Source organism: Streptomyces sp. NPDC047017 (assembly GCF_040644175.1).
GTDB lineage: Bacteria > Actinomycetota > Actinomycetes > Streptomycetales > Streptomycetaceae > Streptomyces.
In genome coordinates, this window is the sequence record NZ_JBEYVW010000014.1 from 97,773 (window position 1) to 114,850 (window position 17,078).

Below are 17,078 nucleotides of genomic sequence, written 5' to 3' on the forward strand. Positions count from 1 at the left end.
GGTCGTCCGACGTCCCAGCCAGGCTTGAGCGAGCCCGCCTACGGTGGGACGCATGAAGGCTCTTGTCCTTTCCGGAGGGTCAGGCACCCGTCTGCGGCCCATCACCCACACATCGCCCAAACAACTGGTGCCGGTGGCCAACAAACCCGTCCTCTACTACGTGCTTGAGGACATCGCCGCCGCCGGACTCACCGAAGTCGGGATCGTGGTGGGGGAGACCGCCGACGAGATCCAGGACGCGGTCGGCGACGGCTCGAAGTTCGGACTGCGGGTGACCTACCTGCCCCAGCAGCTCCCGCTCGGACTCGCGCACGCCGTACTGATCGCCAGGCAGTTCCTCGGCGACGACGACTTCGTGATGTACCTCGGCGACAACTTCATCGTCGGGGGCATCACCGACCTCGTCGACGAGTTCCGCACCGAGCGGCCCGACGCCCGCATCCTCCTCACCCGCGTCCCCGACCCGGTCGCCTTCGGAGTCGCCGAACTCGACGCCGCGGGCCGCGTGGTGAGCCTCGAAGAAAAACCGCAGCAGCCCAAGAGCGACCTCGCCCTCGTCGGCGTCTACCTCTTCAGCTCCGCGGTGCACGAAGCGGTACGTGCCATCAAGCCCTCCTGGCGCGGCGAACTGGAGATCACACACGCCGTCCAGTGGCTGATCGACCACCAGCACGACGTCCGCTCCACCACCATCCGCGGCTACTGGAAGGACACCGGAAACGTCACCGACATACTTGAGGTGAACCGGCTCGTCCTCGAAAGCATGGAGGGACGCGTCGAGGGAAGCGTCGACGAAACCAGCGAAGTGATCGGCCGCGTCCGGATAGAAGCCGGCGCCGAGGTCCGGGGCTCGCGCATCGTCGGCCCCGCCGTCATCGGTGCGGGAACCCTGATCAGCGACTCCTACGTCGGCCCCTACACCTCCATCTCCGAGGACTGCCGGATCGAGGGCACCGAGATCGAATACTCGATCGTGCTGCGCGACGCCCGCCTGGAAGGCGTGCGCCGGGTCAGAGCCTCCCTCGTCGGCCGCAGCGCAACCGTCACCTCCGCCCCACGAGTCCCCTCCAGCAACAAACTCGTACTCGGCGACCACAGCGAGGTGCAGATCGCGTCATGAGCTCCACATCCTCCACATCCTCCTCGTGACCGGCGGCGCCGGATTCATCGGCTCGCACGGCACCGACGACGTAACCATCACCGTCCTCGACAAACCCACCTACCCCGGACACCTCCACGAAGACATCCGCGACGCCCCCTGGTGCACGATCTGATCGCCACCCACGACCAGATCGTGCACGTCGACCGGTCCATCACCGGCATGAAGATCACCGAGGAGCCCGGACACCACCTGGCCAAGGACTTCCGGACGGGCCTCGCAGAAACCGCCGCCCAGTACCGCGACAACGGGGCATGGTGGCAGGACACGGCAGGCCAATTGCGGCTCACCTCCGCCGGCGCGGACAAGACGTCTTCACCGCCCTGCTCGCCGAGGCCGGCGTCGAAGGTGACCTGGACTGGCTCGTCGCGGTCGACTCCACGATCGTGCGGGCTCATCAGCACGCCGCCGGAGCCCGTGAGAAGGACTCCGGCTGGCCCTGCCCTCGGTCGTTCCCGTGGCGGGCTGACCACGAAGATCCACCTCGCTGCCGACGGCCGCTGCCGACCACTCGCTTTCGTCATCACGCCGGCCAAGCCGGCGACGCACCCGCGATCGGGCAGGTCATGTCCCGAATCCGAGTGCCCCCGTCGGACGAGCCGCCCCCGAGGTCACATCCGAGGCGGTCCTGGCCGACAAGGCCTATTCGTCCCGTGCGGTCCGCCGCCGTCTGCGGCGGTGCGGGCTCCGGACGGTGATCCCGCAGGCCGCCGACCGGGCCGCCAACCGCAAGCGGCTCGGCCGCCGAGGTGGCCGACCGCCGGCCTTCGACCGCGAGGCCCGCAAGCAGCACAGCACCGTCGAGCGGTGCGTCGACAAGCTCAAGTGGTGGCGCGGTCCGGCCACTCGATACGACAAGACCGTCACCCTCTGCACGGCCGGACGCCACGTCGCCGCCGCCTTCATCTGGTCGGCGAGGTGATCCGGAGGAAAGGGCCTGGTCCAGGGTGCCGAGGGCTGTGTCAGGTCGACAGTGGATGCACGGCGGTACCTGTTACCGCAGGGCGTCGAGTGCCTCCTGCCGGATTGCCGGGCGGCACCGGCCGCTCTTGGCCGCCGCCCAGCAGTCGCCGGTGTGCACCGCGTCCGCGCCGGTGCGGTTGAGGCCGTACCGGATCAGCCAGTCCGGCGGGGCCGGCCGCCTCTCCATGCCCCGGCGCTGCCCGGCCTCACGCCGTTCCTCGACCGCGATCCAGCCGTCGATCTGGGCGAGGGCTGTGGGTCAGCTGGAGTCCGCGCCGTTGCTCCGGAGGTCACCGAAGTAGGTCGTGACCCGGTAGGCATAGCCACCGGGAGTGAGGTAGACCGCGTGGGTGGTCGCCCCACGGGGGTCGCCGGGAGGCACGTCCACCCACCCGAGGAGGACCGACTGGGGGATCGGCACCCTGACCTCGGCGAGCTTCGCTATCACCTTGGGGTCGATCGGCACGGTGCTCAGCTCGAACGGCGCGCCGGTCTCGGACAGTTCCTCGGTCCGCGGGCGGTAACTCGTCGCGTTGCTCATGACGTCTCCTGCCGATCAGTTGGGTTCCGGTGGGCTCGGGCCTCCACGCCGGTTCCGGAAGCCCGAGGTGACGACCTCGTCCTGCGCATGGCCGACCGCCATGGACCGAAGACCAAGCGATTGCCACGTCTTGACCTTACCTTTGCCAGCCGTAAGCACAACATCAGGAAATGACCCTTTGTCAGCACGCTCTCCTGGCTGATTTCGGCGGTTGCCGCCGGTCTTCGGCCCCTCGGGGCCGACCGCGCACCGGCGCCACGAGCGCACAGCCGAACACTTCCAGCCTCCCGATCGCGGGTACCGGACCGGAGCGAGGCCGGCGCGTGGGACCAGCTGCGCCTGCTGCTGAGGGGGCTGCGGTCGGCGAGGCAGCTCCGACTCCGCCGACACCGGCGGCCCGCTCGATCGCCGAGCGGCCGGCCGGCCTGCGATCCCACCCCGGAATCGCGGACAGCCGTACCCATACGCAGGGGTTGCCGCGGTCGCCCGCCAGGCCCTCCGGCGGGCTGCTGATGCTTCGCGATGCGCCGCCCCGACGTCGTCGGCGCCCCCAGGCGCGCGCCGTCCTTGCAGGTCAGGCAGTAGGGCCCCGGCCTTCATCGACATCCAGCCCGAGCAACTCGGTCCGCGAGCGGACACCGAGCTTGCGGTAGGCGCGGGTCAGCGTCGCTTCGACGGTCTTGGCGGAGAGGACCAGGCGGGAGGCGATCTCTCGGTTGGTCGCCCCGGTCCGGGCCAGAGCCGATACCCGCCGCTCCCCTTCGGTGAGTGCCTTCCAGCGCGCCGCCGTACCGGCTTCGTGGCCTTCTGGGTTCACGGCATGAGTGAATCTGGTCATCTGGGCATGGGTTCGGCTGAGCCAGGGTTCTGCCTGGATCTCGCGGAACACCGCGGCGGCGTCACGCCAGGAAGCGAGCGCCGCCGTGATGTGGCGTCGCCGCTGCCTGACGGTGCCGAGGGCCAGAAGATCCCGGCCTCGCTCCAAGGGGAGTGCCAGCACTTCGTGACGTTCGGCGGCGTGCTGCAGGGCGGCCACGGCTCCGTCGTAGTCGGCGCTCTCCGCCAGCAACAGGGCTTCGGCCCGCAGGAGGGAGGCGCACACGCCCCAGCGTCCGAGCCGTGAGGCGTTCTCCCGTTCCGACTCGGCCATGTGCCGGGCCCGTGTCCGCTCTCCGGCTGCCGTCAGAGCTTCGACCAGTTCGCCCGCCCAGGGGACGGGGGCCGGATCGATGATCCCTCTGCGCCGGGCGATCGTGCGCGCGCTGTCCAGGCTGGCCGCGGCGGCAGGTGCGTCGCCCAGACGGAGTTGGACGTGTCCGAGCTGGCCAAGGGCGAGCGGGAGATACACCAGATCACCCTTACGGCGGGAGATACGGGCACTCTCCTCGGCGAGGGCGGCGGCTCGGCCGAGATCGCCGCCTGCTGCCTCGGCGACTGCGGCGGAGTAGCAGGCGTGCTCCAGGCCGATTCCCAGACGCCGGGCGAGATCCAGTGCTTCCCCAGCGAACTTGAGCGCCCGATGACATCGGCCCGCCCGGACATCGGTTTCGGCGGCCGAGCACAGCAGGTACAGGGTGTCCTGAGCATCGTCGGCCGCGCGCGCCCGATCCAGCAGCACTGTGAGCCGTGCGTCGGCGTCGACGAGCCGGTCCGCGAAGAAGTCGAGCCGCGCTCTGACGGCGTCGGGAGCGAGGTGCGCCTGGCCCGCCCGAACCGACACGGACAGCGACAGGCCCTGGTCCAGAAGAACGTCGGCTGCTTCGTGCTCACCGCGCAGTGTGCCGACGAACGCCTGGAGGGAGAGGGAAAGGGCCTCGGTCGACCGGTCACCGCTCTGCCGGGCCAGCGCCACCGCCTGCTCGGCCTCCGACCAGGCCAGGACCGGATCACCGTCGGCCATGTGCGCCTTGCAGGCTCGTAAGTAGTGCAGGTAGGGCTGGTCGTGAGGGGCGTTGTGCAGGTGCGCGAACGCCTCGGCGAAGACATGGCCCATCCCGGACATGGCCTGATCGGCTGCGGCGATGAGGAGCATCCGCCCCTTCACGTGCCGGGCGGGTGTGTCCGCGATGTGCAGGGAAGCGGTGGCCAGTTCACGGCAGAGTTCGTGGTCCGCCGCTGTCAGTGCCTGGTCGGCTCCGGCCAGAAGGCGGTCGCACCGCGGTCCGGCAAGGCGGTCGGGGGTACGTGCGACTGCCAGCCGGATGAGTTCGGTGGCCGTACCGGGCGCACCTTCCTGTGCCGCCTGCTGAGCAGCTTTCATCAGCGCCTCGGCCAGTTCCTCGTCAGGACCGGTTGTGGCAAGAGCACGTTGCCGGGTCCGTTCCCATCCGCTGGGCAGTACGGCGCAGAGGCGTGCGTGTGCTGTGCGACGCCCGGTGGGACCGGCCGCCGCGTACAACGCGTGGGCGAACAGCGGTTGCGTGAAGTGCACGCGGTCCTGGTCGTCGTCCATCTCCAGCACGCCGGAGAGCAGAGCGCCGGCCACCAGCGCATGAGCCGCCGCGTCGTCCTGTGTCGTCCGGGTCTCGCCACTGGGCGCCGCCCTGTCCGAGTCGTCCGACGCCGGCGGCCCGTCACTCCGACGCGAGAGCCACGGCCGACCCGCGCTGTGCTGCCGGAGGATGTCCTGAGCGGCGGCGTGCAGCAAGGTCACGTCGGGGCACTGGGCGCAGGCCGCGGTCTGGAGGAGGGCCCGCACCTGCGGACCCGTACCTTCGAGCCGGGCGGCGAGGGAGTGCCGGACGCGCTCTGGTACCGGCAACAGCTCGCCGCGACCGGGTAACGCGGCGCCCTCGTGCAGCAGTCGCACCATCTCCAGCGCGTCTGCGACGTTTCCGGCGGAAGCGGTGTGCACGGCGCGCAGTAGCCAGTCAGGCAGTCTCCGCTCCGTGTCACCCTGCGCCATCTCCCGCAGCTCGGGCAGATCGGCAGGTGGGAGGAAGAGGACGCGCGCCTTCCCCGGACATGATTCCGTTGCCCGGCCTGCCCGCCGGGCGGGCCCGGGAGTCACGGTGACCACTGCGCGCACCCTGGAGTCCACAAGGCGCCGGGCCGCATAGGCGAGTACCGAGGCGCTGGGCTCGTCGATATGGCAGGCGCCGTCGAGCGCGAGCAGCACATGATCCCGGTCAGCGAGACGGCGCAGCAGATTCAGGACGGCCAGGCGCAGCGCGAGCGGGTCTGAGCACTCGCACTGCGCCTGGCGGCCCAGCGCGCCCAACAGCGCGGTCCGCTGAGGCGGCCGGAGCGCCCCGAACTCCGTGTCCGGTATCGAGTCGAACAGGTCTGCCAACAGGCTGAACGGGACCTCGCGCTCCGCCGGCGCGGTTGTCGCCAGGAGAACGGTCTTTCCGCACCCGCGTGCCGCCGCCACCAGCTTGTGCAGGACATGGGACTTACCCATACCGCTCGGCCCATGGAGGACGACACTGTCGCCTCCTGCCAGGTACCGGAGGGCGGCTGACTCGACGTCGTGTCGGGTGACGAGCACTGTGCGCATGCGAGCTGGGCCTCCCTCTGTCCGCACGGCCGCCTGCGTCGAGACGGCGCCTTGCGTCATTCCCCCATGCAGCGTCATTCCCCCGTGCAGCGTCATTCCCCCGTACAGTCCGCGATGCGCAGCCGATGGCTTACAGGACAGAGGGCCGCCCAAGGCACTCTCGCGAGGTGCGGCCCTGCGCCCCTGCGGCCCTGCGGCCGTCCGTGCCCCGTCGAATGGCTTCGGCGGGGCACAGGCTTCCCACGTGGCTGTCAGCGGGACGGTCAGCCGTTGGCGGCGGTGACGTTGACCGCGGCCCACGCCTTGTTGACGGTCTGGTACTCGGTGCTGTTCGCGCCGTAGAGGTCCTTGGCGGCGTTGAGGGTGGCGGTGCGGGCACCGTGGAAGCTGGTGCTGGAGACCATGTACCGGGTCAGAGCCTGGTAGAAGATGGCCAGTGCCTTGCTGCGTCCGATTCCGGCCACGGTGGAGCCGTCGTAGGTCGGCGAGTTGTACGACACGCCGCCGATGGTCTTGCGGCCGCTGCCCTCGGCGAGCAGGTAGAAGGCGTGGGAGGAGACACCGGAGCCGGCGTGTACCTCGGTGTTGGTCGTCGACGGCGACCAGTAGTCGATGGTGCCTTCGAGGCGGTCCTGCGAGGGCTGGTCCAGGCGGCGCAGGAAGCCCTGGGACAGGCCGAGCTTCTCGCCTATCAGGTAGTTGGGCGGGTTGTTGGGGTTGTTGGCGGCGAACTCCATGCCGCTGCCGAAGATGTCGGCCAGCGACTCGTTGAGCGCGCCGGGTTCGCCGTACTGGTGGCCCTGGCTGTCGACTCGGGTGGGCTGGAGGCCGGCGGTGGCGCCGACCACGCCGTGGGTCAGCTCGTGCCCGGTGACGTCCAGCACGACCAGCGGCTTCTTGAAGGTGCTGCCGTCCCCGTCGCCGTACAGCATGCAGTCGCAGTCCGGGTTCCAGAACGCGTTGCCGACGTTGCTGCCCCAGTGGACCATGCCGTGCGCGCCGTTGCCGTCGTTGGCGATGCCGTTGCGCCCGAAGGTGCTCTTGTAGAAGTCGAAGGTGCTGGTGATGCCGTACATGGCGTCCACGGCGGCGCTGTTGCGGTCGCTGGTGGTGCCGTTGCCGAAGGTGGTGCTGGTGCTGGCGGAGAGGTAGCCCTGGCCGAAGTCCTGGATCTGCTGGCCGTCGGCGTCGCGGACTTCGGTGCTGCCCCGGGAGGGGTCCCGCAGGATGTAGTACTGGCGGCCCTGGTAGGTGTAGGGCGAGGCGGTGAGGCCGACGGTGCCGACGTACAGGGAGTTGCCGGTCGCGGCCGTGCCCGCGGCGGCAGGGGACGCCGCCCGGATCAGCGGCGCCGCGGTGCCCTGCCGGGTGGCCGTCGAGCTCTTGGCCGCGGCCTCGCCCTGCGGTGACACGCTTTCATCGCGGCGGCGCAGCTCGGCGATCACCTGGGGAGAGAGGAAGGAGTCCTCGACGGGCACGTTGCTGAGGACGGCACCGGTGGTGGCGTCGACCACCACGAGCCGGTCACCCTTGTCCTCGGTCGTCGCGCTGCCGGCTACCCGCACCTGATAGGCGAGCACGGGTGCGTGCCCGGCGAGGGCGCTGACGACCAGCTGGGCCTTGCCTGCCGTGCCCTTGCCCGCGGCAGCGGCGGCGGCCTGCGCGGTTTGGGCGGTCTTCTTCGGTGTGGTGCTCGTGACGTCGACCTTGTCCGTCGTCGCCCGTGTGACGCCGAGGTACCGGTTCTTGGCGTCCAGGTGGATGATCAGGTCGGCGCCCAGTACCGGCAGGCCCCTGTGGGTCCGGTCGAAGTGCACGTGCTTCTTGCCGTCGGAGTCGACCAGGGCCTCGGTCGCCTTCAGGGTGTCGTGTTCGCCGACTCCGGTGGCGGCCGCGTGGGCGTGCGCGGCGGTGCTCGCAGCGGCTATGTCCGCAGGGGAGGCGGTGCGGGAGGCGGAGGCGGAGGCGGCGGACGCCGGAGCGGCGTGAGGAGCGGCCACGGCGGTGCTGAGAGCGCCGGCGGTCAGTGTGGCTGTCGAGGCCATGACAACCATGATCGCCAGCTTGCGTATCGGGGATCTACGCATGGGGTGCCTTTCGAGCTGTGGGGAAACGGCCGAGCGGCCGCGGTCCAGCGGCGGAGGTATCGCAGAACCTTGTCGGCTCCGGGGCGGAACTTTTCCCCGAAAGCCACAGTGAATGGAAGGCGAAGAAGGAAGAAACACTTCTTCTTTGCCGTACATTTACTTTCGCGGAACTCGCCGTGCCTGCGTCACAGACCGAGAACGCGGGTGGCGGGCACGGACGCGTGAGCCGTGCCCGGGGAAGAGCCGGACGTGCGAGTCCGGAAGACTCTCGGGGCGCAGGATCCACCGTCGCATGCCCGATCTCTCATTAACTGAGCGATCTGTAACTGTTAATTTCTGGCAGTCCGAAACCCCTTGCAGATGACTGCGAGCCGGGAGAGGATTCCGACGGCACCCCGGTCCATGCAGTGCGACGCCGGCCGCTCTTTCGCGAATTTCATGATGGGCTGCTCAGTGTCGCAATTAAGGGCTTTCGTGGAATTTCTCTCCGGATTTCCTTGTGCAGGACCCGTGGCGCGCAGCCGGTGTCGTATACCTCGGAGGCGTCGCACGGCACGATCGCCCTCGCCGACGAGGCGACCGCGTCCGACAGCGACATGCTCACAGCGGTGATCAAGCTGCTCCGGGCGGGTCCGGTGGTCGGTCGACGCGCCTGGGCGGCCTGGTATGACGCGTCGCCGGCCGCTGCGGCCGGCCGGCCCATCCAGCGAGCCTCACCGCCTGCTGCGTACGCACGGGCGACGAGCAGCGCGTCGATGTCTCCCGCACGCGGCACGTCCCCTCGGTGGGAAGTTCCGCCGGGGCGAAGGCGCGGCCTCGGCGCGGGCGGCCTCCAGTGGCACCTCGTGACCGGAGGGCCGCGGGAGTCGTGGCTCTAAACTGCGCGGATCAGCTGCCAGGAGGGGCCATGACCGACCAGTACGACGATTTCATCGCCCCGGAATCACCGGCGTCGGGAGAACCGGCCTCCTCGCCGCCCGCCTTCGGGCCGACGCTGCGCCGGGCGCTGGAGCGCAGGGGGCTGAGCCTGCAACGCCTGCGAGATCACCTCGCCGCCCGCGGCATACGGGTCAGCGTCGTGACGCTGAGCCACTGGCAGCGAGGACGGAGCCAGCCTGAACGCGCGGACTCCCTGCGGGCGGTGGCGGAGATGGAGGCGATCCTTCACCTGCCCGCCGGAGCGCTCCAGGGCCTGCTCGGCCCACGACGTCCTCGTGGCCGGTCCCTGCCGACTCCGCCGGAACGCACGCAGACCGCACGGCCGGTCTACGGACCCAAGCACCAGCTCGTCCAAGCGCTGGGAGAAGAGGCGTTCAACCGGCTCAACGCGGGCACAGTGCCGCTCAGCATCCATGACACCCTCTCCCTGGACAGCACGGGGCGAGCGCACTGCACCGTGACCCAGGTCGTCAGGGCGACACACGACGGGGCCGATCACGTCATCGCCTACCTCGAACTGGACGAAAGCTCCGCACCGTCCATGACGGCGTCCGTCCAGTGCGGAACCCTCATCGACCAGCGGTACACCCCCGAACTCGGCCTGCTCACCATGCACATCGGGTTCGGGCGGCCCCTCACCCGGGGTGAGAGCGCCGTCATCACGTACGACATCGAGATCGGGCCCCAGCAGGGCGAAGACACCCGCTATGAACGCGTCCTCCCCTGCCACCTCCGGCAGTACTTCCTGCATATCCGCTTCCATCCTCAAGCCCTCCCCGCGTCGCTCTTTGGTTATTACCGCGCACGATATGGAGCACCGCGGCAGGACATCCGCCCCCTCTCGCTGAGCGCCTCCGGTACGGCCCACATCATGCCCACCGACGCCGCGGCCGGAGTCCACGGCATCTCCTGGACGTAGGCATGCCGGGGTGACGGGCTCCGACGGCGTGCTCGGGGGCGCGGACGATGGCCGAGTCGATCGGGTCGGCCGGTCGTCGTCGCCGGCCGCGAACATGCAGTGGTACCGCACCGGCTTGGTCGGCCGGTGCGGTACCCGGCGGCAGAGGTGCTCGCAGTCCTGTGCCGTCGTGTCGTGTCAATCTCTGCGGGCGCTGATCCGGTGTCAGCCCTTGGCCACGGCGCGGCGGTGCGAGAGGTGAATGCCTGCTCCCGCGAGGAGCGCGAGGGCGGTCGCCGAGGCGGTGATGAGGATCGCCGGTGAGTTCTCGGTGTCCTCAGCGGCGGTGGTGTGCGGAGTCGAGGCCCTGGCGGTGGTGTCCGGGGAGAAACCGCCGAGCTTGCCGGAGCGCTGGTAGGCGGAGCCGGGCAGCTTGTCGGCGTACCGGTCGTGCACCAGTTTCTGGTAGGCCGCCACGGTGACACCGGATGCGCCGACCGAGCGTCGTGCGGTGTCGTTGAGGGGCAGGACGCGGTCGTCGTCGATCTTGTACCAGGCGGCTATCTGAGGTTCGGTGAAGACTTTGGCTCCGGCCGCCTCGCGGCTGTAGGTGAGGTCGTCCGCGCCCGAGAGGATCGTGGTCATGTTCCACCGCTTGGTGTGCGCGTCTCGCTCCACCTGGACGGTGGCGGTCTGGCCGGTGGACGAGTGGGCCTCGGTGGCGAGGTAGGCGAGCCGGGCCACGGGGGAGGAGGTGCTGCTGCCGCGTACGAAGTCAGGGCTGAGCGAGTAGACGGCCGTCGGTGCACCGATCAGGCGCGGTGCCTCGGCGGCTGCCTCCTGCGCGCTGACGGGGGTGTCGGCCGCCATGGTGCGCGAGCCGTCCTGGTGCCGTTCGAACCGGACGAAGAACGCGGCTAGCCGGTCCTTCGCGGCAGCGTTGTGCATGGCGGCCCCCGCGGCGCCGCGGTCGGCGTCACTCACGCTGCCGGCCAGTGACGCGTGAGAGGAGCCGGCGGCCTGGGCCGCGGGAGAGGCCAGGACGCTGAGGGCGACACCGGTGACGAGAGCGGCGGTGCACAGCCCGGTGGGGATCGTGTTCTTCATGGCGTTCACCGCTCTCCGTACAGGGACTGACCCCAGTTGAAGCTGCTGTTGCGGACGTAGGAGTTGTAGGTCATCTCTCCGTAGCGGGGGTTGCTCGGCCACGGGTCGCTGAAGGAGAGGGTGGAACGCGTCGAGTCGTAGCCGTACAGGACGTTGGCGTGGCCGCCACCGGCGGTCCAGTAGATGCCGACCTCGACCGGCGAGCCGGCGTCGATGGCGGAGGCCACCGTGGAGAACGGCAGGACACCGGTGACGGAGCCCGGGCTCATGCCGAGCTGGGACCAGGCGCGCTGCACGTCCTGCAACTGCCCCGGCTGATTGGGGCAGAAGGAACTGGTGGGGAGACCCCGAGCCAGGTCGCAGAAGGTGTTCTGGCTGATGTTGGTGCCGCGGCCCAGGTACTGGGCGATGGAGAGACCGGTCGCAGCCCAGCACCACTGGTTCTGTGTCTGCGTCTGCTCGGTGAAGCGAAGCGTGGTACGGGCCGCGGCGGCGGGGCGCGCATCGGCCCGGCCCGGGGCGGCGGACGCCGTGCCCAGCGAAGCAGTCAGGCAGGCGGCGGCGCCGGCGGCGACGAGCGCCACGCGCCACGGGCGCCGGGAGCCGGCCGGCGAGGCATGCCCGCCGCTTCCGGGTGTCCTTCGATTCCGCTGCGTCATCGGAACTCCTTCATGCCTGATGGCAGGCTGAGGCGGGGGTGGCCATGCGGTTGACCGGACCTGACCAGTGGTGTGTGGGGAGTCGGCCCGTCCGGACGGCTGGGTCGGACACTGACCAAGGTGAACGGAGGATGACCCGGCCGTGAACCCCCTTGAGGAGGAAGCAAGGGTTTCACCGGAACCCCCTCATGCCCGGTCGCCACCGCGTCAGCGGTACGCCATGAGCGGTGATGCGCGACAGGGGCCGACCGCCTCCGTACCGGGCTTCCCTCTGAAGGGCGGATCGGGTACGGGACCGGGTGCGCCCTCTATGGTCCGGACCAGACTGCCGAGGGCCGTCAGCGACCGGTGACACGCTGCTCGTAGACATCGAGCTGGAGCGGTTCGGCGAGCTGCGGGTCGCGGCGGCCACCCGCGTGCTCGCCCCTCACACCGCGCCCGCCGGCTGATCAACCCCGCGCAATGGCGCCCTTCGCGCACCGCAGCAGGCAGGAAGCCGCCCGGTACGGGACCGGGCCCGCGGAGCCCCTTTCCGAGTTCCGGCCGCGTGCTGAGGGGCCCGCAGTCACCCGGGCAGCAGCGGCCGGACGGTCTCCCACTCGGTATCGGTCAGTTCATGACGACGTATCACCCGACCGTGATCCACGGGGTCGGCGCAGCGGTCCGAAGGCCGCTGGTGGATGTTCTGGTGCGAGGGCCGGGGGCGGGGGCACCCAGCTGCGCGGGTCATTGATCGATGACGACCACGGGAGCGTTCACCGGACAGGGCCTGTCCGACCATTGCGGTCATCACCCGGAGGGCGGCCGCGTGGGAGACCGGCGGACAACGCGGCGCCGTGGGGCGTCTGCCGGCAGCAAGGAGTAGCACCTGTGCAGGAGGACAGAACGGCGCCGGTCGGCGTGACGGCCTCACTGGCCGCCGAGGACACCACGCCGAGCTGGGAGACGCGCAGGGTGGCCGCCCGTTTCATGGCTTACGTCGATACGGTGGCGGTCGATACAGGCGACTGCCCGCTCCCCGGCGGTGGCCGCACCCGTGCCCGGTTCGATGCGCTGCGCGCGGTGGCCCGCGACGACCTGGCCGTTTCCAGGCTGGTGGAGGGCCACCTCGACGCCGGTGGCTTCCCGCCCCTGGACACCGGCGAGGACCGCACGCTGATCGACGCCCTGGAACGCAGGAACCACCGGGCACTGCGCAGCAACCAGCACCCGGTGCTCACCTCACCAAGGCTGCACGCCCGCGCACAGCCGGCGCTCGCCACGGCCCCTGCACGCCCCCACCATGTGCCGGGACACACCCCGGCGTGCGGGAGCGCGGCTTCACCTCCCGCCGGGGCCGCCCTCTTCAGTCCTTGGCGAGGAAGTCGCGGGCACCGCGCAGCCTGGTGTGCAGCCGGCGTTGCGTGGCGTCGCTGTCCAGACGCACGTTCAAGCCCCCCAGGAGTTGGGTGTCCGCCCGGCGGCCGGCGGGGAGCAGGGACAGGGCGATGTCATCGCGGCGGGCGATGAGCACGCCGAGGTCGTAGCGGCTGAGGGCATCGGTCCCGGCGAGGTGGACGACGCCGGCTACCTCGGACTCGGCGAGTTCCCAGAGCGCGGCGGCCAGGTCGGCGACGTGCACGGGGCAGCGGATGTCGTCGGTGAACAGCGCTCCCGGGCGCGCGCCGGCGGCCAGGTCGTGCACCATCCGTTCGTGGACGGAGCCGCCATCGCCGATGATCAGCGAGGTGCGGGCGACGACCGCGGCGGGGTGAAGCAGCCGCACGCCGGTCTCGGCGGCGGCTTTCGCGGCTCCGTACGGAGTCACCGGATCGGGGAGAGCGCCCTCGTCGTAGCGGGAGCTGCGGCTCCCGGAGAAGACCGCGTCACTGGAGACGTGCACCAGTCGGATGCGACGGCGCGCCGTGGCCTGAGCGAGGCGGACGGGCCCGTCGGCGGTGACCGTCCAGTCGGCCTCACCACTGGACGCGTTGATCACCAGGCTGGGCTTCACCGCGTCGATGACCTCGTCGGGAGCGCGGGGATCACGGAAGTCCAGCTGGTGCCACGAGGCGCCAGGGGCGCTACCGGGGCCGGAGTTGTACGTCGCGGCCGTGGTACGGCCAGCGGAGAGCGCCCGGCGTACCAGCTCGGCTCCCAGGAATCCACTGCCACCGACGATCAGCACCGTCATGCCGGTACACGCTAGTTCAGCCGCACGCCACCCGCGGCGGAACGCGAAAGTCGGGGCTTGCCCCCGGAACCTTGGCTCGACGGCGACCGGTCGGCTTCCAGGCGGCGTGGGACGACGCAAGGGCGAGCACGACCCCTTGACCAGGCGTCTCCGGCCAGGCGGACGTCCTCCACCTGTGCGATTGATCTCCGGCTGGAGGGTTTCCACTGGTGCGGCGTGACTTCATGGCCGGGATGGCGTCAAGCCAGTGACGCGGGTGCTGGTCTGGCGTCCCACGGCGGACTGGCACCGTCCGCGACCCCGATGCCCCGCCCGGCGTCGGGGCCATGTCACAACCGGCAGATGGCGGGGTGGCCTGCGGGGCCATCGGCTGGTCGTCTGAGTCGGTCATTCTGCCCAGATGACTTGCGAGGCGTTCGAGGATCTCGTCCGCGGTCTTCGTCCGGACGTAGGGCCGGCCCAGGTGGACATGGCCTTCGAGCGGCTGCGCTCGGCGTTGGACGGGGCCGGTCCCGGATACGAGCAGGTGGTCCGGCTCGGCACCTTCGTGGTCGATCACGACCTCGGCAAGCTGAAAGTCCTCGGCAAGGCGCTGCACGCCCGCTTCGGGGACAGCCTCCCGGCCCAGACGCCGAGCGGGGTGGCCTCGCTCGCCCTGCCCGATGCTGTTCGAGGTGGACGCGGTGGCGGTGCGGCCGTGACGCCGGCTTGCCGCCGCTCGTACCGGCGCTGCTCACGCCAGGTGTGCTCGGCGGACCACTTGCCGTACCGCGAGCCCCCGCGCACGGAGGTCCCGCACCTACGACGGCCGTGCGGCGGAGGCCGGGTCCGGCCGCCACACCTCCCGCACCCGGTCCCGCAGCCAGCGGTGGCCCGGATCGGCGTCGTTGCGTGGGTGCCAGGCCATGGCGATGTCCAACGGCGGCAGCGGCAGCGGGACTTCGAAGGTGCGCAGCCCCAGTGCGGCCGGGCAGTGTTCGGCGATCCCGACGGGGCTCAGGCAGACCAAGTCGGTCTCCTGGCACAGGAACAGCGCGGCGGTGTAACTGGGCAGGGTCGCCACCACCCGCCGCCGCAGGCCGAGTTCGGCCAGCCGCTCGTCGATCGGGCCGTGCACCCGGCCCTTCCGGGACACCCCGATGTGGTCGGCGGCGGCGAAGGCGCGTGCCGCGTGCCGCCCGCCCCGCCCGACCGCGTCCAGCAGTGGATGTCCGTGCCGGACCACGCCCGACAGCCGCGTACCGCCCAGGGGTTCCACCAGGACCTCCGGCTCGGCGGCCGGCGCGAGCACCCCGATCTCCAGGTCCAGACGGCCGTCCCGCAGCGCCGCGGTCTCCTGCGTCGCCTCCGGCAGGAACCGCAGCACGACACCCGGTGCCTGTCGCGCCACGGTCCCGATCAGCCGGGCCGCGAAGGCGGTGAGGATCATCTCGTTGGCCTGGAGCGTGAACCGCCGGGCCAGCCGGGCCGGGTCGGTGACCGGCTGCGGCGCCAGGACCGCCCGGGCCTGCCGCACCACCGCCCGCACACGCGGGCGGAGTTCCACGGCGTAGGGGGTGGGGACCAGCCCGCGGCCGGCGCGTACCAGGACGGGGTCGCCGAGCACCCCGCGGATCCGGCCGAGCGTCCGGCTCACGGCGGGCGCCGACAGCCGCAGCCGCGCGGCGGCGCCGGTGACGCTCTCCTCCTCCAGCAGCGCGTCCAGCGTGACCAGCAGGTTCAGGTCGAGCGAGCCGGGGAGGGGCGGTTCGGCGGGTGAGCGGACGGTCGGTGTCACCATGTGACTCCCCTCACGGGACAGCCGACCGGGTTCCGCCCCCGCCAGCTCGTTTGCGTCTGACGCACACCATTCTTGCCTACCTTGCACTGGAGTCAATCGGCGTACCTTGCCAGGCTGCCGGTCATGACCAACACACCGAACGTCACCCGTTCTTCGGCCGCCCCGGCCGCCGCCCTCGCCGCCACCACCCGCTCACCGAGGACCGGTGACGTCCTCGCGGTGGTGAGCCAGGGCAGCTCCTCCGTCACCTTCTTCGACGCGGTCGGCCATGGCCGGCTGGGCGTGCTTCCCCTCCCCAGCCAGCCGCACGAGTTGTGCTTCGACCGGGCCAGGCGGCTGCTCTATGCCAGCATTACCTACCGCTCCGGCTACTACCACGCGAACTCGGGCCGGGCCCGCGAGCTGGTCGTCATCGACCCCGACGCCCGGCGGATCGTGGACACCGTGGACCTCGCCCCCGACCACGCCCCGCACGACATCCGACTGGACCCCGTGCGCGATCTGATCTGGATCAGCGTCGAGGCCACCGACGAGGAGACGGGCGGCTTGATCGCCCTGGACGCCACCACACGCGAACGGGTACGACGGGTCCCGGTGCACGCGCCGGGACCCCACTGGTTCGCACTCACCCCGGACGGCCGTCGGGCCTACTCCGCCAACAAGGAGGCCCCCTTCGTCTCCGTCGTGGACCTGGAGACGGGCGACCCGCGGGACCGTATCGAGGTCCCGGGCAGCGAGGGCATCGACATCTCGCCCGACGGCCGGTACGTGTACGTCGCCGCGCCCAAGGGGGACTACCGGCCGGGCACGGTCCCGGAGGCCGGCGTCCGGATCATCGACACGGCGACCGGCCGTACCGTGCGGACGCTCTCCACCGACAACGTGGTCTTCCCCGTCCACACGACGTCCCAGGGCCTGCTGCTGGCCGGCGAACTCCGGGTCAGCGGCGGGTCCGACGGCGCCTCCCTCGGCACTCAGCAGGGCGGGGTGCTGCACATCCACGACGCCCAGGGAGAGCCGCTCGGCCAGGTCCCGGTCGGCGCCTTCCCCCTCACCATCACCTCGTCGCCGGACGGCCGGCTCGGCTATGTCGCCGCCATCCTGGACAGCACGGTGACCGTGGTGGACCTCGTGGCCGCCAGGGTGGTCACGACCCTGGAGGTCGAGCAAGAGGGCGAATCGGGCGCCCACGGCCTGGCGTACATCACGGCACCCTGACAAGCGTCCCCCCGCTCGGAGATCCTCCCGCACCGACCTCCGCACCACCGTGCGC

General features: G+C 70.7%; 12 protein-coding genes and 3 pseudogenes. 6 read left to right on the forward strand and 9 right to left on the reverse strand.

Translation table 11 applies throughout. The annotated features are described in order from the left end of the window. The first annotated feature begins 52 nt into the window (after nucleotides 1-52). From ABZ858_RS23420 to ABZ858_RS23430, 3 genes and pseudogenes are all read left to right on the forward strand, one after another. Nucleotides 53-1,120, forward strand: a complete 1,068-nt coding sequence (locus tag ABZ858_RS23420; RefSeq protein WP_361381796.1) for a glucose-1-phosphate thymidylyltransferase — start codon at nucleotides 53-55, stop codon at nucleotides 1,118-1,120. Between the two features lie 7 nt (nucleotides 1,121-1,127). Next, nucleotides 1,128-1,321 (forward strand): annotated as a pseudogene (locus ABZ858_RS23425) (dTDP-glucose 4,6-dehydratase); the annotation flags it as partial. Between the two features lie 191 nt (nucleotides 1,322-1,512). Next, nucleotides 1,513-2,018 (forward strand): annotated as a pseudogene (locus tag ABZ858_RS23430) (IS5 family transposase); the annotation flags it as partial. A gap of 135 nt (nucleotides 2,019-2,153) precedes the next feature. Here the strand turns inward: ABZ858_RS23430 and ABZ858_RS23435 are convergent. The 4 genes from ABZ858_RS23435 to ABZ858_RS23450 all read right to left on the reverse strand — a co-directional run bounded on the left by ABZ858_RS23435 (nucleotide 2,154) and on the right by ABZ858_RS23450 (nucleotide 8,207). Further along, nucleotides 2,154-2,309, reverse strand: a complete 156-nt coding sequence (locus ABZ858_RS23435) for a DUF6233 domain-containing protein (RefSeq protein WP_361381799.1) — start codon at nucleotides 2,307-2,309, stop codon at nucleotides 2,154-2,156. Nucleotides 2,310-2,381: 72 nt separating this feature from the next. Then, a complete protein-coding gene (locus ABZ858_RS23440; protein ID WP_361381802.1) occupies nucleotides 2,382-2,663 on the reverse strand; it encodes a hypothetical protein in 282 nt (93 codons plus the stop codon). Between the two features lie 574 nt (nucleotides 2,664-3,237). Beyond that, complete coding sequence (locus tag ABZ858_RS23445) at nucleotides 3,238-6,162, reverse strand: AAA family ATPase (protein WP_361381805.1); 2,925 nt, start codon at nucleotides 6,160-6,162, stop codon at nucleotides 3,238-3,240. Nucleotides 6,163-6,425: 263 nt separating this feature from the next. Beyond that, complete coding sequence (locus ABZ858_RS23450) at nucleotides 6,426-8,207, reverse strand: M4 family metallopeptidase (protein ID WP_361381808.1); 1,782 nt, start codon at nucleotides 8,205-8,207, stop codon at nucleotides 6,426-6,428. 949 nt (nucleotides 8,208-9,156) lie between these two features. Between ABZ858_RS23450 and ABZ858_RS23455 the strand changes: the two genes are divergently transcribed. Next, a complete protein-coding gene (locus tag ABZ858_RS23455; protein ID WP_361381811.1) occupies nucleotides 9,157-10,107 on the forward strand; it encodes a helix-turn-helix transcriptional regulator in 951 nt (316 codons plus the stop codon). 204 nt (nucleotides 10,108-10,311) lie between these two features. On the opposite strand, the gene ABZ858_RS23460 is transcribed toward ABZ858_RS23455, so the two are convergent. The 4 genes from ABZ858_RS23460 to ABZ858_RS23475 all read right to left on the reverse strand — a co-directional run bounded on the left by ABZ858_RS23460 (nucleotide 10,312) and on the right by ABZ858_RS23475 (nucleotide 14,025). Further along, on the reverse strand, nucleotides 10,312-11,193 hold the full coding sequence (locus ABZ858_RS23460) for a hypothetical protein (protein ID WP_361381814.1): 882 nt from the start codon (nucleotides 11,191-11,193) through the stop codon (nucleotides 10,312-10,314). A gap of 5 nt (nucleotides 11,194-11,198) precedes the next feature. After that, on the reverse strand, nucleotides 11,199-11,852 hold the full coding sequence (locus tag ABZ858_RS23465) for a papain-like cysteine protease family protein (RefSeq protein ID WP_361381816.1): 654 nt from the start codon (nucleotides 11,850-11,852) through the stop codon (nucleotides 11,199-11,201). A 909-nt stretch (nucleotides 11,853-12,761) separates the two neighbouring features. Further along, nucleotides 12,762-13,061: a hypothetical protein gene (locus tag ABZ858_RS23470; protein ID WP_361381819.1), complete on the reverse strand. Its 300-nt coding sequence runs from the start codon at nucleotides 13,059-13,061 to the stop codon at nucleotides 12,762-12,764. A gap of 136 nt (nucleotides 13,062-13,197) precedes the next feature. Then, nucleotides 13,198-14,025 carry a sugar nucleotide-binding protein gene (locus ABZ858_RS23475; protein WP_361381822.1) on the reverse strand — a complete coding sequence of 276 codons (828 nt, stop codon included), beginning with the start codon at nucleotides 14,023-14,025 and terminating at the stop codon, nucleotides 13,198-13,200. Between the two features lie 457 nt (nucleotides 14,026-14,482). Here ABZ858_RS23475 and ABZ858_RS23480 point away from each other — a divergent pair. Then, nucleotides 14,483-14,726 (forward strand): annotated as a pseudogene (locus tag ABZ858_RS23480) (Rid family hydrolase); the annotation flags it as partial. A gap of 98 nt (nucleotides 14,727-14,824) precedes the next feature. On the opposite strand, the gene ABZ858_RS23485 reads toward ABZ858_RS23480, so the two are convergent. Then, nucleotides 14,825-15,805, reverse strand: a complete 981-nt coding sequence (locus ABZ858_RS23485; protein ID WP_361381825.1) for a LysR family transcriptional regulator — start codon at nucleotides 15,803-15,805, stop codon at nucleotides 14,825-14,827. A gap of 123 nt (nucleotides 15,806-15,928) precedes the next feature. Here ABZ858_RS23485 and ABZ858_RS23490 point away from each other — a divergent pair, with 123 nt between their 5' ends. Beyond that, nucleotides 15,929-17,023 (forward strand): YncE family protein, encoded by a 1,095-nt coding sequence (locus ABZ858_RS23490; protein ID WP_361381828.1) that lies wholly within the window; start codon nucleotides 15,929-15,931, stop codon nucleotides 17,021-17,023. The last annotated feature ends 55 nt before the right edge of the window (nucleotides 17,024-17,078 follow it).

Coding starts and splice junctions, on each gene's coding strand:
- ABZ858_RS23475 (WP_361381822.1), bottom strand. CDS start 14,025: ATGACGGTGCTGATCGTCGGTGGCAGTGGATTCCTGGGAGCCGAGCTG.
- ABZ858_RS23485 (WP_361381825.1), bottom strand. CDS start 15,805: ATGGTGACACCGACCGTCCGCTCACCCGCCGAACCGCCCCTCCCCGGC.
- ABZ858_RS23420 (WP_361381796.1), top strand. CDS start 53: ATGAAGGCTCTTGTCCTTTCCGGAGGGTCAGGCACCCGTCTGCGGCCC.
- ABZ858_RS23455 (WP_361381811.1), top strand. CDS start 9,157: ATGACCGACCAGTACGACGATTTCATCGCCCCGGAATCACCGGCGTCG.
- ABZ858_RS23440 (WP_361381802.1), bottom strand. CDS start 2,663: ATGAGCAACGCGACGAGTTACCGCCCGCGGACCGAGGAACTGTCCGAG.
- ABZ858_RS23490 (WP_361381828.1), top strand. CDS start 15,929: ATGACCAACACACCGAACGTCACCCGTTCTTCGGCCGCCCCGGCCGCC.
- ABZ858_RS23450 (WP_361381808.1), bottom strand. CDS start 8,207: ATGGCCTCGACAGCCACACTGACCGCCGGCGCTCTCAGCACCGCCGTG.
- ABZ858_RS23460 (WP_361381814.1), bottom strand. CDS start 11,193: ATGAAGAACACGATCCCCACCGGGCTGTGCACCGCCGCTCTCGTCACC.
- ABZ858_RS23435 (WP_361381799.1), bottom strand. CDS start 2,309: ATGGAGAGGCGGCCGGCCCCGCCGGACTGGCTGATCCGGTACGGCCTC.
- ABZ858_RS23445 (WP_361381805.1), bottom strand. CDS start 6,162: ATGCGCACAGTGCTCGTCACCCGACACGACGTCGAGTCAGCCGCCCTC.
- ABZ858_RS23465 (WP_361381816.1), bottom strand. CDS start 11,852: ATGACGCAGCGGAATCGAAGGACACCCGGAAGCGGCGGGCATGCCTCG.